The following is a 21,408-nucleotide window of genomic DNA, read 5'->3' as shown; positions in this document are numbered from 1 at the left end:
GCGCATTCCCCGCGCCGGGCTCTCACCTTTTTTGAGCACCTCACTCCGGCGCGGGCGTCGCCAGCGGCTTGTCCTTCTCGACGATGTAGGTGATGGCGAGCTTCGTCTTGTCGCCCCCCACCTGGAAGGCGTGCGGCACTTCGGGCGGAATCTGGAAGCCGTCACCCGGCGCCAGCGTGCGGTCGGGCTGGCCCTTCACCGAGAGCACGCCGCCCCCGGCCATGAGATAGGTGCTCTCGACGCCCGGATGGGTGTGACGCGCCACCTTGAGGCCGCCGTCGAACTCCGCCTCCATCAGGATGGCGACATACTTGTCGCCCGGCATGTCGGTGCGGCCGAGCACCTTGCGCGAGATTCCGGCGGGCGCCGCGGCGGGTGCGGCCTGTCCCTGTGCCATGGCCTGCGTGCCGCCGACCTGCGTCGCGGCGAACCCCGCCAGCGAGCAGATGGCGCAGGAGATGAACCGGCGTCGAGCGAGCATGATCCTGTCCTCCCAATATTGGCCCGCGCGCCGCGCAGGCTCCTCAGGATAACGGGATTTCCGCCCGCGGCGAGAGGCTGCGCCACCGGCCCGGACGCAACGAAAAAGGCGCCGCCCCGGCCGGGGTCGGCGCCTTCTTCATGCAGGATCGTCGGGGCTTCAGCGCTGGGCGACGTAAGGCGCGAGGCGGCCCACGGTGAAGATCTGGACGCGCCGGTTGATGGGATCGGTCGGCCGCTTGGGATCGAGCAGCACTTCCTCGCCGAGCCCCACCGCCTCGAGGCGGGTGGGATTGATGTTGAACACGCTGACCAGCGCGCTCACCACCGCGTCGGCGCGGGCCTGGCTGAGCTTGAGGTTCACCTCACGCGGGCCGGTGACATCGGTGTTGCCGGTAACGATGAACTTGTAGCCGTGCAGGATCGGGTTGTGCATGGCATCGGCGATGGCACCGAGCGTGCCGTAGGACGACGGCTCGATGATCGCCGAACCGAGGCGGAACTGGATCTGCACGTTGATCTGCGGCAGCTGGTCGAGCTTCAGCGCCAGCGAGGGACGGCTGAGCTGCTCGCCCGGATTCTGGGCCATGTGGGTCTGGACCATGGAGCGCAGCTGCTGCGCGGTGATGGTCGGGGCCTTTTCGCTCAGGCCTTGCAGCCCCTGGAGGATCTGGCCATCGGAGAGGGCGGTCTGGGCATAGGCGGGGGCGATCGCCGGCACGGCGGCAGCGAGCAGCGCGGCCAGTGCAAGGCGGGTCAAAGGCGATGTCATCGCGAAACGTCCTTCGTTCGAGTGCGAGGATGTGAGGAGGACGCTCAGCGGTAGCCGGCGTTGGTGATCGCGGCGTTGCACTTGTCGCTCACCACCCGCGTCGCCTGGAGCAGGCAGGAGAGCAGGTTGCCGTCCTGGGGCACCATGCCGGGGCACAGGCGCGCCGTATCCGCCGAGCAGACTTCCTGGATGGAATCCTGCGCCGCATCCCGCTCGGCGATGGAGGCCTTCGCCGTCGCATAGTCGGCTTTGCACTTGGCGCTGACCTGATTGATCTTCCCATCCATGCAGGCGAGCAGCTTGCCCTCGCCCAGATTCACATTCGAACAGAACTTGTTGATGTCCGCGCCGCAGCTGCGCGCCAGAAGGGCGCCGGCCTGCGCATAGCTCATGGTCTGCGCGCCTGCCGCAGAGGCAGACCCAGCCAGGATTACCGCTGCAAATAGAACTCCGCCGATCCGCATTGTTGCCCCACCCCGTCTTCAAATGAATGCCCCGACACGACGTAGGGGTATCATCAAACGGTCGCGGCCGACAGCGGGCGGTGGTGCCTCCGGGATCTGACTTTTCAGTACAAACTTAACGTCAGGCCGAAAACTCGACTTTCAAAGCTTGGCAATTGGCTGCCACGAAGCTTGGCCTTCAGCAGTCCCACGCGTTGCCGCGCCTTCTATCCGAGCGTGTCGCCCACCCATGGCAGGGTGGCGCGCAGGACGGGCAGAACCGCCTCGTCCAGGGTCTGCCGGCAGAAGCCCGCCACCTCCCGTGGCAGGCGGCCGAGTTCCTGCCGACGGCCGATCAGCGTCAGGCTGCGAGAGAAGGCGGGACCCGGCAGCGGCGCGTAACGGACCCGATCGCGATCCAGCCCCGCCTCGAAGATGCAGAGCGGCGTCGTCACCGCGAACCCCTCCCCCGCCGCCACCATGGCCGAGACGCCGAAGGGCGTGTCGAACTCCAGCCGGCGCGGCAGATCGAGCTTGAGGCGCCTCAGGTGCCTGTCCACCTCGATGCCCGTGCGCGAGCGGGCGGAGAAGCGCACCAGAGGCAGACGCTGCGCGAGGCGCGCCACCTCCTCCACCCGCTCGGGCGCCGTCTCGCCGGCGGGGAGCAGCAGCACATAGGGCTCGGTCAGAAGCGGGAAGCGCTCCAGCCCCTCGATGTCGGCGAGTTCGTCCACGCCCACGAGCAGATCGAGCTGGCGGGAGAGCAGCGCGCTGGCGTGGGCCGCCGTGAGGCCGGCGAGCAGCGACACTTCCTCGGCCACCGCGCACAGCCGCCCGGCCAACGGCGCGGAGAGGGCGCGGGAGAGGGAATCGACGAGGCCGGCGCGGATCAAAGGCAGGCGGCCGTGCTCGGTCTCCTTCAGCGCCGGCACGATCTGCCGGGCCTCGGAGAGGAGCGCGCTCGCCTTCTGCCTGAGCACGCCGCCCGCGGCCGTCAGCCCCAAAGGCCGCACGCTGCGATCGAACAGGGCGACGCCCATGCGCGTCTCCAGCTCCGCCACCGCCTGCGACACCGCCGGCTGGGTGAGCCCGAGCCGCCGCGCCGCGCCGGCCATGGCGCCGGCCTCGCAGACGGCGAGGAAGATTTCCAGCGCCTTCAGATCGAACGGCAGAAGCTCGCGCACCGTCATCCCCACAGAATAAGCAGGATTTATATTACCTGTGGTTTTCGGCGGGGCTATATCTTTTCCAAAGGGGTGCATCGGCGTCCGCGCCGAGGGGTTCCCAAGGGTCCCGAGGGGTTCAATGTCCCGCTATTCCGTATTCAGCCTGATCGCCAACGCGCTCAACGGCCAGAAGGGCTGGACGCCCGCCTGGCGCGATGCGGTGCCCAAGCCGTCCTATGACGTCATCATCGTCGGCGGCGGCGGCCATGGCCTCGCGACCGCCTATTACCTCGCCAAGGAGCACGGCATCCGCAACATCGCGGTGCTGGAGAAGGGGCATATCGGCTCCGGCAATGCGGGGCGCAACACCACCATCATCCGCTCCAACTACCTGCTGCCCGGCAACGAGCCCTTCTACGAGTGGTCCATGAAGTTGTGGGAGGGCCTGGAGCAGGACCTCAACTACAACGCCATGGTCTCCCAGCGCGGCATCATCAACCTCTATCACTCGGACGGCCAGCGCGACGCCTATGCCCGGCGCGGCAATGCCATGCGCCTCGCCGGCGCGGATTCCGAACTGCTGGACCGCGAACAGGTGAAGGCGCTCTGCCCCTTCCTCGATTTCGACAACTCCCGCTTCCCCATCAAGGGCGGGCTGATGCAGGCCCGCGCCGGCACCGCGCGCCATGATGCCGTGGTGTGGGGCTATGCCCGCGCCGCCGACCGGCTGGGCGTGGACATCGTGCAGAATTGCGAAGTCACCGGCTTCATCCGCGAGGGTGACGCGGTGGTGGGTGTGGAGACCAATCGCGGCCCGATCCGCGCCGGCAAGGTGGGCCTCGCGGTGGCCGGCTCCACCTCGCGGCTGACCAAGCATCTCGGCCTGCGCCTGCCTATCGAGAGCCATGTGCTGCAGGCTTTCGTCTCGGAAGGGCTGAAGCCGCTGGTGCCGGGCGTCATCACCTTCGGCATGGGGCATTTCTACGTCAGCCAGTCGGACAAGGGCGGCCTCGTCTTCGGCGGCGACATCGACGGCTACAATTCCTACGCCCAGCGCGGCAACCTCCCCGTGGTCGAGGACGTGGCAGAAGGCGGCATGGCGCTGATGCCGCTCATCGGGCGGCTGCGGATGCTGCGCTCGTGGGGCGGCCTCGTGGACATGTCCATGGACGGCTCGCCCATCATCGACGTGGGTCCCCTGCCCGGCCTGTTCCTCAACACCGCGTGGAACTACGGGGGCTTCAAGGCGACGCCCGCCTCCGGCTGGTGCTTCGCCTGGACCATCGCCAAGGAAGAGGCGCACCGCTTCAACGCCGCCTTCCGCCTGGACCGCTTCCGCACCGGCCATGTGATCGACGAAAAGGGAGTCGGCGCCCAGCCGAATTTGCACTGATGGGCGCGCTGTTCTCGTCCCACGCCCCCCACCTTCCCACCCGGACCTGACCCATGCGCATCACCTGTCCCTATTGCGGCGCGAGGTCGTCCCATGAGTTCGCCTATCTCGGCGATGCCGCGCCCGTCCGGCCGGACCCGGCCGCTCCCGAGGCGCCGGACGCCTTCAACGTCTACGTCTACGAGCGCGACAACGTCGCCGGCGTGATGGACGAGCTCTGGTACCACGCGGGCGGCTGCCGCCGCTGGCTCACCGTCACGCGCGACACCCGCACTCACGCCATCACCGCAGTGCGCTTCACCCGGACGGAGGCGGCCGAATGACCCGGCTTTCCGCAGGGGGGCTGATCGACCGCAGCCGCACCCTCTCCTTCAACTTCGACGGCAAGAGCTACACCGGCCATCCCGGCGACACGCTCGCCTCCGCGCTGCTCGCCAACGGCGTGCGGCTGGTCGGCCGCTCCTTCAAGTATCACCGGCCGCGCGGCATCGTCACCGCAGGGTCCGAGGAGCCCAACGCGCTGGTGGAACTGCGCTCCGGCGCCCGGCGCGAGCCCAACACCCGCGCCACCACCATTGAGCTGTTCGACGCGCTGGACGCCACCAGCCAGAACCGCTGGCCCTCGCTGGACGTCGACCTGCTCAGCATGAACCAGCTCGTGTCGCCCTTCCTCGGCGCGGGCTTCTACTACAAGACCTTCATGTGGCCCGCCGCCTTCTGGGAGAAGGTCTACGAGCCCATGATCCGCCGTGCTGCCGGCCTCGGCCGCGCGGCCGAGGTGGCCGACCCGGACCATTACGAGAAGGCCACCCATTTCTGCGACGTGCTGGTCATTGGCTCCGGCGCAGCCGGCCTTGCGGCGGCGCTGGCGGCCGGGCGCACCGGCGCGCGGGTGGTGCTGGCGGACGAGGACTTCCGCCTCGGCGGCCGGCTCCTCTCCGAGCAGGCCGAGATCGACGGCGGCAGCGCGGCGGATTTCTTGACGCGCACCCTCGCCGAACTCGCGAGCCTGCCCAACGTCCGCCTCATGCCGCGCACCACCGTGTTCGGCGCCTATGACGGCGGCGAATTCGGCGCGGTGGAGAAGGTGAGCGACCATCTCGCCGTCCCCGCCCCCTTCCAGCCCCGCCAGCGGCTGTGGCGCTTCATCGCCAAGCGCTCCGTGCTGGCGGCGGGTGCGTTCGACCGCCCCATCGTCTTCCCTGGCAACGACCGGCCCGGCGTCATGTCGGCGCTGGCCCTCGCCACCTATGCCACGCGCTTCGGCGTCGGCGCGGGGCCGCGGGCGGCCGGTTTCACCAACAACGACCACGCCATCGCAGCGCTGCTGGACGCCGCAGCGGCCGGCGTGAAGCTGGAAGCCATCGCGGATGTGCGCGACGCCGTCGCCCCTGCGCTGGCCGCGCGAGCGAAGGCGCTGGGCGTCGATCTCCTCACCGGGAGCGAGGTCATCGCCACCTCCGGCAAGTGCCTGTCCGGCATCACCGTGCGCACGCCCAAGGGTGTCCGCACGCTCTCCGTGGAGGCGCTCGGCGTCTCCGGCGGGGCGACGCCCAACGTGAACCTCACCTGCCATCAGGGCGGCAGGCCCATCTGGCGCGAGGACATCGCCGCCTTCGTGCCCGGCGCCGTGCCGGTGGGCATGGTGGTGGCGGGCGCCGCCGCCGGCCACCTCACGCTCGCCGAAAGCCTCGCGGATGGCAGCGCGCTGGGCGCCGCAGCGGCGGAAGATGCGGGCTTCGCGCCTGTCGCGACTGCCGCCCCCGTGGCGGGCGATGCGCCCAACGGCCTCAAGGCCTTCTGGCAGGTGCACGCCAAGGGTCCCGCCTTCGTGGACCAGCAGAACGACGTGACCGCCAAGGACGTGGCCCTCGCCCATCGCGAAGGCTTCCGGGCGGTGGAATTGCTCAAGCGCTACACCACCATGGGCATGGCCACCGACCAGGGCAAGACCTCCAACATGGCGGGCCTCGCCATCATGGCGGCGCTCACCGGCAAGGGCATTCCCGAGACCGGCACCACCGTGTTCCGCCCGCCCTACACGCCCGTGGCGCTCGGCGTGCTCGCCGGCCACCATCGCGGCGTGGACTTCAAGCCCACCCGCCCGACACCGACCCATCAGTGGGCGGAGGAACAGGGCGCGGTGTTCGTCGAGACCGGACAGTGGCTGCGCGCCGCGTGGTTCCCGAAGGCCGGCGAGGACTGGCAGGCGGCGGTGAACCGCGAGGTGAAGGCGACGCGCGAGAGCGTCGGCGTCATCGACGTGTCCACCTTCGGCAAGATCGACCTTCAGGGGCCGGACGCGGGCCGGCTGCTGGATCGCGTCTACATCAACATGTTCTCCACCCTCGGCGTCGGCAAGGCGCGCTACGGCGTGATGCTGCGCGAGGACGGGATCGTCATGGACGACGGCACCACCGCCCGTCTCGCCGACGACCATTATGTGATGACCACGACCACCGCCAACGCGGCCAAGGTGTTCCAGCATCTGGAATTCTGCCTGCAGGTGCTGTGGCCGGAGCTGGACGTGTGCCTCGCCTCCATCACCGAGCAGTGGGCGCAGATTGCGGTCTCCGGCCCGCGCTCCCGCGACGTGCTGGCGAAGCTGGTGGATGGCGCGGATGTCTCCAACGCCGGCCTGCCCTTCATGGGCGCGCTCCAGACCACGGTGATGGGCGGCGTGGAAGCGCGCGTCTTCCGCCTCTCCTTCTCCGGCGAACTCGGCTACGAGATCGCGGTGCCCGCCCGCCACGGCGACAAGCTGATGCGGGCGATCATGGCGGCGGGAGCGCCCTACGGCATCACGCCCTACGGCGTCGAGACGCTGGCCGTGCTGCGCATCGAGAAGGGCCATGTGTCGGGCAGCGAGCTGAACGGGCAGACCTCCGCCCGCGATCTCGGCCTCGGGCGCATGGCCTCCACCAAGAAGGACTTCATCGGCCGCGTGATGGCCGGCCGCCCCGCCTTCACCGATCCCGACCGGCCCACCTTCGTCGGCTTCCGGCCGGTGGACAAGGCGGCGCGGCTCAAGGCCGGGGCGCATTTCCTGCCCCTCGGCGCGGCCCCCACCACTGAGAATGACGAGGGCTACATGACCTCCGTCGCCTGGTCGCCCATCCTCGGGCACTCCATCGGCCTCGGCCTCCTCAAGCGCGGGCCGGAGCGCATCGGCGAGAAGCTGCGCGCCTATGACCCGGTGCGCGGCGGTGACATCGAGGTCGAGGTGTGCTCTCCCCACTTTGTCGATCCCGAAGGGGAGAAGCAGCGTGTCTGACCTCTTCCAGTCCCTCTCCCCCGCCCACCTCGTTCCGGCCGGGCACTATGGCGTCGCAGGCGCCACCGGCGTCACGGCGCAGGTGGTGACGAACCTTGCCGCCGCGACGCTGGTCGCCCGCAAGGGCAAGACCGCTGCGCTGATCGCCGCCGCCACCGCTTCCGGCCTGCCGCTCGTGGATGCGCCGAAGGCGAGTGTCGGCGCCGGCCTTGAGGCCATCGGCACCGGCCCCGGCAAGTGGCTGGTTTTGGCCGAAGGATCGGACGGCGCCACGCTGCGCCGTCGCCTCGAAGAGCTGGCGGCCGGCCTTGGCGCCGTCACCGACCAGAGCGACGCCAATCTCGTGCTCGACATCTCCGGTCCCAAGGCGCGCGAGGCGCTGGTGAAGGGCGTGGCGGTGGACCTTGATCCCCGCGCGTTCCAGCCGGGCGACGCGGCGACGACGCCGGTCTCCCACGTGGGCGTCACCTTCTGGCAGCGGGACGCGAGCCCCAGCTATCGCTTCGCGGTGGGCAACACCTTCGCGCCCGCCTTCCTGCGCTGGCTGGCGGCGAGCGCGGCGGAATACGGCTTCGCGCTCTCCGGCACCGATCGAGGTTGACGGCAGCGCGGCGCGCGCCTCCTCTCCCGCACCGATTTTCTGAACAGGGCGCCCGGCTGCATCGGTCGCGCGGCGCCATAAAGGACGCATCATGACCAGCCCCAACGAGCCGATCATTCTCGCCTTCTCCTGCCCTAACCGGCCCGGCATCGTCGCCGGCGTCTCGACCTTCCTGTTCGAGAAGGGCTGCAACATCCTGGAGGCGCAGCAGTTCGACGACACCGAGACCCGCCGCTTCTTCATGCGCGTGGTGTTCAACGTGGTCGAGGGCGAGGCCAGCCTCGCCGAAATCCGCTCCGGCTTCGCGGCGGTGGCGCAGACCTTCTCGCTGAGCTTCACGCTCCGTCCCGTGTCGGAAAAGCGGAAGGTGCTTCTGCTCGCCTCCAAGTTCGACCACTGCCTCGCCGACCTGCTCTATCGCTGGCGCATCGGCGAGATCCCCATGGAAATCTCCGGCATCGTCTCCAACCATCCGCGCGAGACCTATGCCCACCTCGATTTCGATGGCATCCCCTTCCACCACCTGCCGGTGACCAAGGCCACGAAGCTGGAGCAGGAAACGCAGGTCTGGGAGATCTTCCAGTCCTCCGGCTCCGAGCTTGCCGTGCTCGCGCGCTACATGCAGGTGCTGTCGGATGGGCTGTCCGCCAAGCTCTCGGGCAAGTGCATCAACATCCACCACTCGTTCCTGCCCGGCTTCAAGGGCGCCAAGCCCTATCATCAGGCCCATGCGCGCGGCGTGAAGCTCATCGGCGCCACCGCCCACTACGTGACCTCGGACCTCGATGAAGGCCCGATCATCGAGCAGGACGTGGAGCGCATCTCCCACCAGGATTCGCCCGAGGATCTCGTGCGCAAGGGGCGCGACATCGAGCGCCGGGTGCTGGCGCGGGCCATCTCCTGGCACCTGCAGGACCGGGTGCTGCTGAACGGTTCCCGCACCGTGGTGTTCCGCGACTGACCTCAAAAAGGGGAACCCGGCACCGGGGCCGGGGCGTTGAGGGGGCGATATCCATCAAAAGGAGAGAGCCCCATGCAACGCCAGGGCATGCTCGTCGCCGCGGCATTCGTGCTGGTCCTCGCACTGGTCGCGGCGAACATGTTCTCCAACCGCGGCAGCCCCGAACCGAGCGAGACCGCGCCGGAGAACATCACCGTGCCGCGCGGCAATCCCCCGCCCATGACCACCACGCCCGACGCCCCTCCCGGCCGGACCCTTTCGCCGGCGGAGCAGAACCGGACGAGCCAGTAACGCCTGCCCACTTTCTGGGCACAAGGTGCACATCCTGCGCCCCGCAGTGGCAAATCCAGCCGCTGCAGGGCGCAATTCATTTGCATCAAGCATCTGATATTTATGTGTTTATCAGAAATTGCATACAAGTGGCGCGCTTCCTGCTAGACCCCTGCCATCAGGCGCGTGGAGCGCCGTCATCAGGGTAGACCATGCAGACCGTCGCCAGCCTCCTCGAAGCCCACAGGTCCGGCCTCCGCTCCGTCTCGGATACGGTGCGCGGCGTCTATGCCCGGCTTGCGGTGCATGACGACCCGGCCATGTTCATCACCCTGCGCGACGAACCCGATGTGCTGGCCGAGGCGGCCACGCTGGAGGCCGCCGGCAATACGGCGCTGCCGCTCTACGGCGTCCCGGTGGCGGTGAAGGACAATATCGACGTCGCCGGCCTGCCCACCACCGCCGCCTGCCCGGCCTTCGCCTATGTGCCGACGCGCGACGCCACCGTCGTGGCGCGGCTCAAGGCGGCCGGGGCCCTCATCATCGGCAAGACCAATCTCGACCAGTTCGCCACCGGCCTCGTGGGCGTGCGCTCGCCCTATGGCATCCCGCGCAACTCGGTGAACCCGGAGCTGGTGCCGGGCGGCTCCTCCTCCGGTTCGGCGGTGGCGGTGGGCGCGGGAATCGTGCCGGTGTCGCTGGGCACCGATACGGCGGGATCGGGCCGCGTGCCGGCCATGCTGAACAACATCGTGGGCCTGAAGCCCTCCCTTGGCCTCGTGCCCAACACCGGCCTCGTGCCGGCCTGCAAGACGCTGGACTGCATCTCCATCTTCGCCCTCACCGTGGACGATGCCATGGCGGTGCTGAACGTCATCTCCGGCTTCGACGCGGACGACGCCTATTCCCGCGACCTGCCCGTCGGCCCGCTCACCGCCGCCCCGCCCGCGCCGGTGCTGGGCATCCTGCCCGTCGCGCAGCGGGAGTTCTTCGGCGATGCCGAGTCGGCCACCGCCTATGAGGAAGCGCTCTCGCGCTTTGCATCGCTGGGCGCGGTGCTGAAGGAGATCGATTTCTCCGCCTTCGCCGAGACCGCCCGCCTGCTCTATGAGGGGCCGTGGGTGGCGGAGCGCTGGATCGCCGCCGAGCACCTTTTGACCACCGATCCCGATGCGGTGCATCCGGTGACGCGGGCCATCACCGAGCCGGGCGGCAAGGCGAGCGCGGCGGATGCCTTCCGCGCCATGTACAAGCTCAAGGAGCTGCGCGCGCGCGTTGCCCCCATCCTCGCCGGCATCGACGCGCTGCTGCTGCCCACAGCGCCCTCAGCCTATACGGTGGAGGAGGTGCTGGCCGACCCCATCCGCCTGAATTCGCGCAATGGCACCTACACCAATTTCGTGAACCTCATGGATCTGTGCGGCATCGCCGTGCCGACCAAGATCACCGCCGCCGGCGTCCCCTATGGCATCACCCTCCTCGCCCCCGCCGGGAAGGATGCGGAGATGGCGGCGCTGGGCCGCGCCTATGTGGCGGCGGGCAATCTGCCGCTGGGCTGCGGCCATGCGCCCGCGCCGGCCCTGCCCCCGCTGGCGCCCGCCAGCGAGCCGGGGCGGCTCGATGTGTGCGTGTTCGGCGCCCACCTCTCCGGCATGCCGCTCAATGGCGACCTGAAGGCCATGGGCGCGCGCTTCGTGCGCGCCGCGAAGACAGTGCCGTCCTATCGCATGAAGCTCCTCCCCGGCGCCGTGCCCCGCCCGGGCGTGGTGCGCGTGACTGCGGACGGCGCGGCGGTGGAGGGGGAGGTGTGGTCCCTGCCCTTCGAGGGCGTCGGCCGCCTGCTCGCAACCATCCCGGCGCCGCTGGGCCTCGGGCAGGTGGAGCTGGACGACGGCAGCCGTGTCACCGGCTTCCTGGCCGAGGCGGCGGCCCTCGACGGGGCGCAGGACATCACCCGGTTCGGCAGCTTCCGCGCCTTTGCCGCAGCCGCCGAATAGGCGATCCGACTGACTGAGGGGAACCGCACAAAAGCGTGCGGTGGGGTGTCGGCGGGCTGGACAAGGCTGAGCGATACACTGTATCAACTGGCCATCGAAACCAGCGCGCCGGCCCCCATGTCCCTGTCCCTTTCCCCTTCCGCAGCGACGCCGCCGGCCCGCGAGGCGACCGGCCGGCAGGACCGCGCCGCGCCCGTCGGCGCCGGAGCCGCGGGGGGACACGACCAGGGCGATCATGGGCACGGCCATCACACCCATGCCGCTTCTCCGGCAGGCCGCAGGCCGCCCGTGCGCATCGGCGCATCGGTGCTGCGCATGTCCCTTGCCGGGCGGCTCGCGCTGGTGTCGGTGCTCCTCCTCGTGCTGTGGAGCGCCGTCCTGCTGGTGACGGGAGGCGGCGCATGACCGCGCAGATTTCGTTCCGCAACCTCACCCTCGGCTATGAGCGCCACCCGGCCGTCCACCACCTCTCCGGCGATGTGGAGAAGGGTGCGCTGCTCGCCATCTGCGGCGCCAACGGCGCCGGCAAGTCCACGCTCCTCAAGGCCATCGGCGGTGCCCTGAAGCCGCTCGGCGGCACCATCGATCGTCACGGCCTCGATCCGCGCGAGATCGCCTACTTGCCGCAGGGCGCCGAGATCGACCGCAGCTTTCCCATCCATGTCTACGACATGGTGTCCATGGGCCTGTGGCGGCGCGCCGGCCTGTTCGGCGGCATCGGCCGGGCCGATCGGGAGAAGATCGAGCACGCCATCGCCGCCGTCGGCCTCGAAGGGTTCGAGAACCGGCCCATCGGCACGCTCTCCGGCGGGCAGATGCAGCGCACCCTGTTCGCCCGCCTGCTGCTGCAGGACGCCCGCGTGATCCTGCTCGACGAGCCGTTCACCGCCCTCGACGCCAAGACGGTGTCGGACCTCGTGGAACTGGTCCGCCGCTGGCACGGCGAGCAACGCACCGTCATCGCGGTGCTGCACGATTTCGACCTGGTGCGCGCGACCTTCCCGCAGACGCTTCTCCTCGCCCGCACGCCTGTCGCATGGGGCCCCACCGCGGAAGCGCTCGACCCCGAGAACCTGCTCAAGGCCCGCCGCATGGGCGAGTCATGGCGTGACGACGCCGTCCCCTGCTCCGACGCCGCCTGATCCGACTTTCACCGACCGGCTGACGCCGGTCTTTTGGACGCACATCACTGCTTTTGCGCTTGGCCGGGGACCACGGGCTCCGTCCAAGGCCGGTCCGGTTCCTCCAACCCACCGGATCGGCTCCCCGGCCAAGCGCAAGGGCAGGACGATGACAGATCCGGCCGGCCGCCTTGAGCGCGGCACGCGGCCCGGGATGGTTCGATGAGCCTCTATGACACCTTCATTTCTCCCTTCGTGGAGTTCGAGTTCATGCGGCGGGCGCTGGCCGGCGTGTTCGCGCTGTCGCTCGGCGCGGGGCCGGTGGGCGCGTTCCTGATGCTGCGGCGCATGTCGCTGACGGGCGATGCCATGGCCCACGCCATCCTGCCCGGCGCGGCCATCGGCTTCCTGTTCGCCGGCCTCAACCTCTACGCCATGACCGCCGGCGGCCTCGCGGCCGGCCTTCTGGTGGCGGTGGGCGCGGGCGTGGTGGCGCGGGCGACGGGGATGAAGGAGGACGCCTCGCTGGCCGCCTTCTATCTCATCTCGCTGGCGCTGGGCGTGCTCATCGTCTCGCTGCGCGGCTCCAACGTGGACCTGCTGCACGTGCTGTTCGGCACCGTGCTGGGCATCGACGACGCGACGCTGGTGCTCATCGCCGGCATCACCACCATCACGCTGCTCACCCTCGCCGTGGTGTGGCGGCCGCTGGTGCTGGAATGCGTGGACCCGACCTTCCTCGCCTCGGTGAGCCGCAGCGGCGGCGTCAGCCACATCGCCTTCCTGTCGCTGGTGGTGCTGAACCTCGTGGGCGGTTTCCACGCCCTCGGCACGCTTCTCTCGGTGGGGCTGATGATGCTGCCGGCAGCCACCGCGCGCTTCTTCGTGCGCGACCTCACGGCGCTGGTCACCACCTCGACGCTGATCGCCTTCGGCTCGGGCGTCGCGGGGCTGCTCGTCTCCTACAACCTCGGCACGCCGTCCGGCCCTTCCATCATCCTGGTCGCCGGTCTCGCCTATGCCGGCGCCGTCTTTTTCGGGCCGATCGGCGGTCTCGCCGGCCGCCTCGTCCCTCGCCGTCACCTTGAAGCCTGAAGAGGACTTTCATGATCTCCAGACGTCTCCTCCTCGCCGCCGGCATGGTCGCCGGCCTTGGCCTGCCCATGGCCGGGCCGGCGCTCGCGCAGGCCCCTGCCCAGAAGATGCCCGTGGTGGCCTCCTTCTCCATCCTCGGCGATTTCGTGAAGCAGGTGGGCGGCGACCGCGTGGCCGTCACCACCATCGTCGGTCCCAACGGCGATGCCCACGTCTACCAGCCCACCCCCGCCGACGCGAAGGCGGTGGCCGCGGCCAAGGTGGTGTTCGTGAACGGCCTCGGCTTCGAAGGCTGGATGGACCGCCTCATCAAGGCGTCCGGCACCAAGGCGCCCATCGTCGTCGCCACGAAGGGCATCACGCCCCGCACCGGCTTCGTCGATCATGACGACGACGAGAAGCCGAAGGCCAAGGGCAAGGACAAGCACGACCACGCCAAGGAAGGCGGCCATGACCACGGCGGCATCGACCCCCACGCCTGGCAGTCCATCGCCAACGCCAAGGTCTATGTGGCCAACGTGCGTGACGGCCTGATCGCCGCCGATCCGGACGGCCGCGACGTCTATACCGCCAATGCCGCGGCCTACACCGCCAAGCTCGATGCGCTGGAGACGGAAGTGAAGTCCGCCATGGCCAAGATCCCGGCCGAGCAGCGCCGCATCATCACCTCCCACGACGCCTTCGGCTATTTCGGCGAGGCCTACGGCCTGATCCTGGTCGCCCCCGAGGGTGTCTCCACCGAGAGCGAGGCCTCGGCCAAGGACGTCGGCCGCATCATCCGCCAGATCAAGGCGCAGAAGATCCCGGCCGTGTTCGTCGAGAACGTCACCGACCCGCGCCTCATCCAGCGCATCGCCAAGGAAAGCGGCGCCAAGGTGGGCGGAACGCTCTATTCCGACGCGCTGTCCGATGACAAAGGCCCCGCGAGCACCTACATCGACATGATGCACTCCAACGTGCGCGAACTCTCGTCCGCTCTGTCGAGCTGAGGGGACGCCCGTTTCCTTCCGGCGGCCGCCTCGCGCGGCCGCCGCAGTACCAAGGTGAAGCCATGGCTGAAACGCAGGCCGAGAAGATCCCCGTCACCGTGTTGACCGGCTATCTGGGTGCCGGCAAGACCACGCTGCTCAACCGCATCCTGTCGCAGCCCCACGGCAAGAAATTCGCCGTCATCGTCAACGAGTTCGGCGAGATCGGCATCGACAACGACCTCGTGGTGGGCGCCGACGAGGAAGTGTTCGAGATGAACAACGGGTGCATCTGCTGCACCGTGCGCGGCGACCTCATCCGCATCATCGACGGCCTCTTGCGCCGCAAGGGCGGCTTCGACGGCATCATCGTCGAGACCACCGGGCTGGCGGACCCCGCCCCCGTGGCCCAGACCTTCTTCGTGGACGAGGAAGTGCAGGCCAAGACCAAGCTCGACGCCGTGGTCACGGTGGCCGACGCCAAGTGGCTCTCCGACCGCCTGAAGGACGCCCCCGAGGCGAAGAATCAGGTGGCCTTCGCCGACGTCATCCTCCTCAACAAGACCGACCTCGTGACCGGCGCGGAGCTGGACGCGGTGGAAGCCCGCATCCGCGGCATCAACCCCTACGCCAAGCTCTACCGCACCCAGAAGTCCGAGATCGACATCGCCAAGGTGCTGAACCAGGGCGCCTTCGATCTCGAGCGCGTGCTGGAGCTGGAGCCCGCCTTCCTTGAGGAGGACGAGCACCACCATCACCACCACGCCCATGGCGAGGCGTGCGGCCCGGACTGCGGCCACGATCACCACGATCACCACGATCATGACCACCATCACCACGGGCTGAAGGCGGTGCATGACGAGGAGATCCAGTCGGTATCCTTCTCCACCGACAAGCCGCTGGACCCGGACAAGTTCTTCCCCTGGGTGCAGAACATCGTGCAGGTGGAGGGGCCGAACATCCTGCGGTCCAAGGGCATCCTGTCGTTCAAGGACGATCCCGACCGCTTCGTGTTCCAGGGCGTGCACATGATCCTCGACGGGGACCACCAGCGCCCGTGGAAGGACGACGAGAAGCGCCTCAGCCGCATCGTCTTCATCGGCCGCCAGCTGAAGCGCGACCTGCTCGAAGAGGGCTTCCTCACCTGCGTGGCGTGAGGGCCGTCTGATCGGGGCGCGACGCGCCCCATCTTCATTCTCCCCCTGCGCCGCCCGGTCCGGCCGGCGCAGGGTTTCGGGAGAACCTGTCAGTTCCCCGCCAGCGCCTTCAGCGCCGCGAGCACCTGTTCCGTATCCGCACCCAGCCGCGGGCTGGCGCTTTTCGCCACCTGCCGCACGCCGTCGAGCACGATGGGGCTCGCCACGGCGGGAATGGTGCCGCCGCCGGCCTCCGCAAGGTCCACGCGCAGGCCGCGGGCCTTCACCTGCGGGTCCTCGAACACCTGCGACACCGTATTGATCGGCCCGGCCGGCACGCCCTTCGCCTCCAGCGCGGCGAGCAGGTCGTCGCGGGCGAAGGCCATGGTCAGCGCGGTGAGCTTCGGCACCAGCACCGCGCGGTTGGCGACGCGGGCGGGGTTGGTGCCGTAGTCGGCCTGTTGCGCCAGCTCCGGCGCGCCGAGCACGGCGCAGAAGCGGGCGAACTGGCCGTCATTGCCGATGGCGGCGATGAAATAGCCGTCCGCGCAGGGGAAGACCTGATAGGGCACGATGTTGGGATGGGCATTGCCCATGCGCTTCGGCGCCTTGCCGGAGGTGAGGTAGTTCATGGCCTGGTTGGCCAGCACGCCCACCTGCGTGTCCAGCAGTGCCATGTCCACATGGCCGCCCGTTCCGGTCTCGTCCCGCCGCCGCAGCGCCGCGAGGATGCCCACGGTGGCATAAAGGCCGGTGAAGATGTCGGCGAAGGCGACGCCCACCTTCTGCGGCTCCCCATCCGGCGCGCCGGTGAGGTCCATGATGCCGCCCATGCCCTGCACCAGAAAGTCATACCCCGCGCGCGGCGCATAGGGGCCGTCCTGCCCGAAGCCGGTGACGGAGCAATAGACAAGGCGCGGGTTTTCCTTTTTCAGGCTCTCATAGTCGAGCCCGTATTTCTTCAGGCCGCCGACCTTGAAGTTCTCGATGAGCACATCGCTCTGCCGCGCGAGATCGCGGATGATCTTCTGACCGTCTTCGGTCTCGAAATCCACCGCCACCGAGCGCTTGCCGCGATTGGTGGAATGGAAATAGGCGGCGCCGAGGTCCGCCCCGTCCGCACCCTTCAGGAAGGGCGGGCCCCAGGTGCGCGTATCGTCCCCGCCGCCCGGCCGCTCCACCTTGATGACCTCCGCCCCGAGATCGGCGAGCAACTGCCCGCACCAGGGTCCCGCGAGGATGCGGGCGAGTTCAAGGACGCGAAGGCCGGCGAGGGGAGCGGAGGCAGGGGAGGACATGGGAGGGGCTCGGTTGGCGGCTTTGGCTCCCCTCTCCCCTTGCGGGAGAGGGGCTGGGGGTGAGGGGGCTCCCTCCACCGGCGGTTCGCGCGAAGCGGCGGCAATACCCCTCACCCTAACCCTCTCCCGCAAGGGGAGAGGGGACAAGGGCGGTTCTCAGAAGAACGCCTGAATCCCCGTAATCGCCCGGCCGAGGATCAGCGCGTGGATGTCGTGCGTGCCCTCGTAGGTGTTCACCGTCTCGAGGTTCGCCGCGTGGCGGATGACGTGGAATTCCGCCGAGATGCCGTTGCCGCCGTGCATGTCGCGGGCGACCCGCGCGATGTCCAGCGCCTTGCCGCAATTGTTGCGCTTCAGGAAGGAGATGGCCTCGATGGGCAGCGTGCCCTCATCGAACATCCGCCCCGCGCGCAGCGCGAGCTGGAGGCCCAGCGCGATCTCGGTCGCCATGTCGGCGAGCTTCTTCTGCACCAACTGGGTGGCGGCCAGCGGCTTGCCGAACTGCTTGCGGTCCAAAGTGTACTGGCGGGCGGCCGCATAGCAGGCCTCCGCCGCGCCCATGGCGCCCCAGCCGATGCCGTAGCGGGCGCGGTTGAGGCAGCCGAAGGGGCCGGGCAGGCCGGCGGCGTTGGGCAGGAGGTTCTCTTCCGGGATCTCCACGTCTTCCAGCACCACCTCGCCGGTGATGGAGGCGCGCAGCGAGAGCTTGCCCTCGATCTTGGGGGTGGAGAAGCCCTTCATGCCGCGCTCCACGACGAAGCCCTTGATGGCGTTGTCGTGCGCGGCAGACTTCGCCCACACCACCGCGAGGTCGGCGATGGGCGAGTTGGTGATCCACATCTTGGCGCCGTTGAGGCGGTAGCCGCCGTCGATCTTCTCGGCACGGGTGCGCATGCCGGCGGGATCGGAGCCGGCGTCCGGCTCGGTGAGGCCGAAGCAGCCGACCCACTCGCCGGTGGCAAGCTTGGGCAGGTACTTCTTGCGCTGCTCTTCGGTGCCGTAAGCGTAGATGGGATGCATGACGAGGGAGGACTGCACGCTCATGGCCGAGCGGTAGCCCGAATCCACCCGCTCCACCTCACGCGCGGCGAGGCCGTAGGCGACATAGCCGAGGCCGGCGCCGCCGTATTCCGCCGGGATGGTGGGGCCGAGCAGGCCGAGTTCGCCCATCTCGTTCATGATCTCGCGGTCGAAGCGCTCGTCGAGATAGGCGGAGGTCACGCGCGGCAGCAGCTTTTCCTGCGCATAGTCGCGGGCGGTGTCGCGCACCAGGCGCTCGTCCTCGGTGAGCTGGCTGTTGAGATCGAAGGGGTCGGCCCAGTCGAAGATCGGCTTACCGGATGCGGCCATGGTGCGTCTCCCGCGCTAGAAATCACCGCCGGGTGGCGGCAGGCATTTACATTCCTACCAGTCGGTATATAAATAAAAGCCAATCGTCAAGGAGCACGACGCTGCAGGATCGAGGCGACCACGAACAGGATGCGCCGGCCCGCCCGGCCCCCGCCCGGCGGCGCGGACGTCCGCCGAAATCGGCGGCCCTGCGCGTCGCGGCGGACGGCGATGGCGCGCGCCTTGGCCGCCCGCCGATGATGACCGACCCGCGTGCGGAAATCCTGCGGCAGGCCGCACAAATGTTCGCGCAGAAGGGCTATGTGGATTCCTCGCTCAGCGAGGTGGCGCGGTCGCTCAATTATTCCAAGGGCGCCATCTACAACTATTTCTCCTCCAAGCAGGAGATCTATGACGCCATCATCATCTTCACCCTCACCGGCCTCAACGATGCGTCAGCCGCGGCGGTGAAGCGGGAGGACCCGCCGGCCGAGCAGCTGAAGCAGTTCATGGTCGCCCATGCCCGCTTCCTCGCCGACAATTACGATTGCTTCGTCACCATGCTGGTGGGCTTTTCCGGCATGGCCAATACCGGGCTGAAGGGCGATGCCCTCGCCTTGCGCGACGCCCATGAGGGCCTCCTGCGCCGGATCATCGCCGACGGCGTGGCGGACGGTTCGTTTCGCGAGGTGGGCGCGGCCATGACCGGGCGCGCGGTGCTTTCGCTGCTGAGCTGGATGGTGCGCTGGTTCAAGCCCGGCGGTGGCAAATCCGCCGAAGAGGTCGCGCTGGAATATCACGATCTGCTGGTGCGCGGGCTGGTGGCCTGAGGCGTCACCCCCCTCCCCCCTCCATGCTCTTCATCAGCACATCAAGCCCTTCGTCGGGCGTTGCCGTGGGCCAGTCGGGCATCTGGTGGCGGAAGAAGGTCGCCTGCCTTTTGGCATAGCGGCGGGTGTCGCCTTGGCCCTCGGCGATGGCCTCGGCAAGGGACATCTCCCCCTTGAGATAGCGCGTGAGGGCCGGCGCGCCGTGGGCCTTCAGCACCGTCCGGTCGGGGGCGAGGTTGCGCGCGGCCAGAGCGCGCACCTCTTCCAGCGCCGCGGCTTCCATCATCGTCTCGAAGCGGGCGTTGATGCGCTGGCGCAGCAACTCCCGGTCCACCTCCAGCACGATCTTCGCGCAGGCCGCCGCATCGAGCACCGGCGGCTGGGCGTCCTTCTGCCAGTCGGTGAGCGAGCGGCCGGTGGCGTGGATCACCTCCAGCGCGCGCAGCACCCGCTGGCGGTCGTTCACCTTCAGCCGTTCGGCGCTTGCGGGATCGACCGTGGCAAGTCGGGCGTGGAGGGCGGGGCTGTCCAGCGCCTCGGCCGCGCCGCGCACCTCGGCGCGCACGGCTTCGGGAATGGCGGGAATTTCGGCAAGCCCCTGCGTCAGCGCCCGGAAATAGAGCCCCGTGCCGCCCACGAATACCGGAAGGCGCCCCGCCGCCTCCGCCTCGGCGAGGGCGCGTTTCGCATCCTCCAGCCAGCGGCCGACGGAATAGTCCGTGTCCGCATCCACATGGCCGTAGAGGCCGTGGGGCACCTGCGCCATTTCCGCGACGGTCGGCCGCGCCGTGAGCACCCAAAGATCGCCATACACTTGCATGGAATCTGCATTGAGGACGATGCCGCCCGTCCGCTCGGCCACGGCAAGCGCGAGCGCCGACTTGCCGCTGGCGGTCGGACCTGCGATGAGCACCGCCAACGGTTTTCCCCCTTCGAGCTTTGAAAATGCCATGGCCTATGTCGCGACGCTGATTTCAAACCCATCTGCCCCGGCTTTGACCTACGAGGCAATCCATGCCGCCCTTTCCGTGCTGCCGCAGGCGCAGGATCCGGTGGTGCTGGACGAAGGCGTGGCGGTCGATATCCACTTCGTCCCGGAACTTGCCGCCGATGCGGGCGCGCTGGCCGATGCGGTGCGCGGCGCGCTGAATGGCGCGCCCATCGACGTGGTGGTGCAGCTGGAGACCGGCCGGCGCAAGCGCCTGTTCCTCGCCGACATGGATTCGACCATGATCGGGCAGGAGTGCATCGACGAACTGGCCGACCTCGTGGGTCTGAAGGCGCACGTCTCCGCCATCACCGAGCGCGCCATGCGCGGCGAAATCGCCTTCGAGCCGGCTTTGCGCGAGCGCGTGGCGCTGCTGCGCGGCCTGTCGGCCGGCGTGGTCGGCGACGTGCTGCGCGAGCGCATCACGCTCACGCCGGGCGGGCCGGAGCTGGTGGGCACCATGAAGGCCAACGGCGCCTACGCCGCCCTCGTCTCCGGCGGATTCACCTTGTTCACGCAGGAGATCGCCGCGCGCATCGGCTTCGACGAGAACCGCGCCAACGAGCTGCTGGTGGAAGACGGCACGCTGCTGGGCGCGGTCGCCGAGCCCATCCTCGGCCGCGACGCCAAGCTCGCGACGCTGGTGGAATTGCGCGACCGGCTGCACCTCGCCCCGTCCGAGACCATGGCCGTGGGCGACGGCGCCAACGATCTCGCCATGCTGGGAGAGGCGGGCCTCGGCATCGCCTATCACGCCAAGCCCGCGGTGGCAGCGGCGGCCCATGCCCGCATCGACCACGGCGACCTCACCGCGCTGCTCTACATGCAGGGCTACAGAAGCAGCGAGTTCCGCACGGCTTGAGAACGGAACGAGCACTTCTCGGCGTGCGGAGCTAAAGTCCCGCCGTCATCGCCCGGCTCGTCCGGGCGATCCACGGATTGGCCGGGTGAGGTTCACCGGGCAGCGCGCAGGCGGAGGGGTGGATCGCCCGGACGAGCCGGGCGATGACGACCGTTGAAAGTGGATGGGTTTTCCCGCGCAGGTCGCAGGTGCCTTACCGCGCCTTGCCCTACTGCCCCGCGCCTTACTGCGCCGTCCCCTGCCCTGCTGCGGCGGTGCCCTGCTGGCTCAAGGCGTTCTGGGAGCGCGGCAGGGGAATGACGCGCACCTTGCGCTGCCCCGGCTGTTCGGATTCCGGGGCGAGGGGGGCGGCGACCGTGGCGGCGACCGGTCCGCCGGCGGCGGCCTCGGCGGCGGCGGTGCTGCCGGCCGGCGGCTTGGCGCC

The 21,408-nt window shown here is 69.0% G+C and carries 22 protein-coding genes; 14 read left to right on the top strand and 8 right to left on the bottom strand.

Features of this window, described 5'->3' with window-relative positions; genetic code table 11:
• Positions 1 to 40: 40 nt before the first annotated feature.
• The 4 genes from ACE3QW_RS12605 to ACE3QW_RS12590 all read right to left on the bottom strand — a co-directional run bounded on the left by ACE3QW_RS12605 (position 41) and on the right by ACE3QW_RS12590 (position 2,885).
• Positions 41 to 481: a cupin domain-containing protein gene (locus tag ACE3QW_RS12605; protein WP_029558050.1), complete on the bottom strand. Its 441-nt coding sequence runs from the start codon at positions 479 to 481 to the stop codon at positions 41 to 43.
• Between the two features lie 159 nt (positions 482 to 640).
• Complete coding sequence (locus tag ACE3QW_RS12600) at positions 641 to 1,252, bottom strand: OmpA family protein (RefSeq protein WP_029558049.1); 612 nt, start codon at positions 1,250 to 1,252, stop codon at positions 641 to 643.
• Positions 1,253 to 1,296: 44 nt separating this feature from the next.
• Positions 1,297 to 1,644 carry a cysteine rich repeat-containing protein gene (locus tag ACE3QW_RS12595; RefSeq protein ID WP_051460615.1) on the bottom strand — a complete coding sequence of 116 codons (348 nt, stop codon included), beginning with the start codon at positions 1,642 to 1,644 and terminating at the stop codon, positions 1,297 to 1,299.
• Positions 1,645 to 1,922: 278 nt separating this feature from the next.
• Positions 1,923 to 2,885 carry a LysR family transcriptional regulator gene (locus ACE3QW_RS12590; RefSeq protein ID WP_250168554.1) on the bottom strand — a complete coding sequence of 321 codons (963 nt, stop codon included), beginning with the start codon at positions 2,883 to 2,885 and terminating at the stop codon, positions 1,923 to 1,925.
• A 115-nt stretch (positions 2,886 to 3,000) separates the two neighbouring features.
• On the opposite strand from ACE3QW_RS12590, the gene ACE3QW_RS12585 reads away from it, so the two are divergent.
• The 12 genes from ACE3QW_RS12585 to ACE3QW_RS12530 all read left to right on the top strand — a co-directional run bounded on the left by ACE3QW_RS12585 (position 3,001) and on the right by ACE3QW_RS12530 (position 15,698).
• Positions 3,001 to 4,254: a sarcosine oxidase subunit beta family protein gene (locus ACE3QW_RS12585; protein WP_374251734.1), complete on the top strand. Its 1,254-nt coding sequence runs from the start codon at positions 3,001 to 3,003 to the stop codon at positions 4,252 to 4,254.
• A gap of 53 nt (positions 4,255 to 4,307) precedes the next feature.
• Entirely contained in the window at positions 4,308 to 4,577 is a 270-nt protein-coding gene (locus ACE3QW_RS12580; RefSeq protein WP_374251733.1) for a sarcosine oxidase subunit delta, read from the top strand.
• Positions 4,574 to 7,528, top strand: a complete 2,955-nt coding sequence (locus tag ACE3QW_RS12575) for a sarcosine oxidase subunit alpha family protein (RefSeq protein WP_374251732.1) — start codon at positions 4,574 to 4,576, stop codon at positions 7,526 to 7,528. Before ACE3QW_RS12580 ends, ACE3QW_RS12575 begins: the two co-directional genes overlap by 4 nt.
• Positions 7,521 to 8,129, top strand: a complete 609-nt coding sequence (locus ACE3QW_RS12570; protein ID WP_374251731.1) for a sarcosine oxidase subunit gamma — start codon at positions 7,521 to 7,523, stop codon at positions 8,127 to 8,129. Before ACE3QW_RS12575 ends, ACE3QW_RS12570 begins: the two co-directional genes overlap by 8 nt.
• A 91-nt stretch (positions 8,130 to 8,220) precedes the next feature.
• Positions 8,221 to 9,090, top strand: a complete 870-nt coding sequence (gene purU, locus ACE3QW_RS12565) for a formyltetrahydrofolate deformylase (RefSeq protein ID WP_024279543.1) — start codon at positions 8,221 to 8,223, stop codon at positions 9,088 to 9,090.
• A 72-nt stretch (positions 9,091 to 9,162) separates the two neighbouring features.
• Positions 9,163 to 9,381 (top strand): hypothetical protein, encoded by a 219-nt coding sequence (locus tag ACE3QW_RS12560; RefSeq protein ID WP_374251730.1) that lies wholly within the window; start codon positions 9,163 to 9,165, stop codon positions 9,379 to 9,381.
• A 191-nt stretch (positions 9,382 to 9,572) separates the two neighbouring features.
• A complete protein-coding gene (atzF, locus tag ACE3QW_RS12555) occupies positions 9,573 to 11,357 on the top strand; it encodes an allophanate hydrolase (RefSeq protein ID WP_374251729.1) in 1,785 nt (594 codons plus the stop codon).
• A gap of 117 nt (positions 11,358 to 11,474) precedes the next feature.
• Positions 11,475 to 11,762 carry a hypothetical protein gene (locus ACE3QW_RS12550; RefSeq protein ID WP_051679168.1) on the top strand — a complete coding sequence of 96 codons (288 nt, stop codon included), beginning with the start codon at positions 11,475 to 11,477 and terminating at the stop codon, positions 11,760 to 11,762.
• Positions 11,759 to 12,499 carry a zinc ABC transporter ATP-binding protein AztA gene (gene aztA / locus ACE3QW_RS12545; RefSeq protein WP_250166589.1) on the top strand — a complete coding sequence of 247 codons (741 nt, stop codon included), beginning with the start codon at positions 11,759 to 11,761 and terminating at the stop codon, positions 12,497 to 12,499. The genes ACE3QW_RS12550 and aztA overlap by 4 nt, the downstream gene beginning before the upstream one ends.
• A 201-nt stretch (positions 12,500 to 12,700) precedes the next feature.
• Positions 12,701 to 13,573 carry a metal ABC transporter permease gene (locus ACE3QW_RS12540; protein ID WP_029558038.1) on the top strand — a complete coding sequence of 291 codons (873 nt, stop codon included), beginning with the start codon at positions 12,701 to 12,703 and terminating at the stop codon, positions 13,571 to 13,573.
• 11 nt (positions 13,574 to 13,584) lie between these two features.
• Entirely contained in the window at positions 13,585 to 14,562 is a 978-nt protein-coding gene (locus ACE3QW_RS12535; RefSeq protein WP_374251728.1) for a metal ABC transporter solute-binding protein, Zn/Mn family, read from the top strand.
• A 62-nt stretch (positions 14,563 to 14,624) separates the two neighbouring features.
• Entirely contained in the window at positions 14,625 to 15,698 is a 1,074-nt protein-coding gene (locus ACE3QW_RS12530; RefSeq protein WP_374251727.1) for a GTP-binding protein, read from the top strand.
• A gap of 89 nt (positions 15,699 to 15,787) precedes the next feature.
• Here ACE3QW_RS12530 and ACE3QW_RS12525 read toward each other — a convergent pair whose 3' ends face one another.
• Positions 15,788 to 16,975, bottom strand: a complete 1,188-nt coding sequence (locus ACE3QW_RS12525) for a CaiB/BaiF CoA transferase family protein (RefSeq protein WP_374251726.1) — start codon at positions 16,973 to 16,975, stop codon at positions 15,788 to 15,790.
• Between the two features lie 156 nt (positions 16,976 to 17,131).
• A complete protein-coding gene (locus ACE3QW_RS12520; RefSeq protein WP_374251725.1) occupies positions 17,132 to 18,325 on the bottom strand; it encodes an acyl-CoA dehydrogenase in 1,194 nt (397 codons plus the stop codon).
• On the opposite strand from ACE3QW_RS12520, the gene ACE3QW_RS12515 reads away from it, so the two are divergent.
• A complete protein-coding gene (locus ACE3QW_RS12515) occupies positions 18,316 to 19,134 on the top strand; it encodes a TetR/AcrR family transcriptional regulator (RefSeq protein WP_374251724.1) in 819 nt (272 codons plus the stop codon). The two genes, ACE3QW_RS12520 and ACE3QW_RS12515, sit on opposite strands and share 10 nt — an antisense overlap.
• 4 nt (positions 19,135 to 19,138) lie before the next feature.
• Here ACE3QW_RS12515 and miaA read toward each other — a convergent pair whose 3' ends face one another.
• Positions 19,139 to 20,086: a tRNA (adenosine(37)-N6)-dimethylallyltransferase MiaA gene (gene miaA, locus ACE3QW_RS12510; RefSeq protein WP_374251723.1), complete on the bottom strand. Its 948-nt coding sequence runs from the start codon at positions 20,084 to 20,086 to the stop codon at positions 19,139 to 19,141.
• Here miaA and serB point away from each other — a divergent pair.
• Positions 20,085 to 20,984, top strand: a complete 900-nt coding sequence (gene serB, locus ACE3QW_RS12505) for a phosphoserine phosphatase SerB (protein ID WP_374251722.1) — start codon at positions 20,085 to 20,087, stop codon at positions 20,982 to 20,984. The genes miaA and serB overlap by 2 nt on opposite strands.
• 223 nt (positions 20,985 to 21,207) lie before the next feature.
• Here serB and ACE3QW_RS12500 read toward each other — a convergent pair.
• Positions 21,208 to 21,408, bottom strand: a 201-nt coding sequence (locus tag ACE3QW_RS12500; protein ID WP_374251721.1) for a hypothetical protein, incomplete at its 5' end; no start/stop codon positions are given.

The organism is Xanthobacter sp. (assembly GCF_041911315.1).
GTDB classification, from domain to species: Bacteria; Pseudomonadota; Alphaproteobacteria; order Rhizobiales; family Xanthobacteraceae; genus Xanthobacter; species Xanthobacter aminoxidans.
Note: the sequence above shows the minus strand (reverse complement) of the source record. Positions and strands in the feature narration are given on the sequence as shown.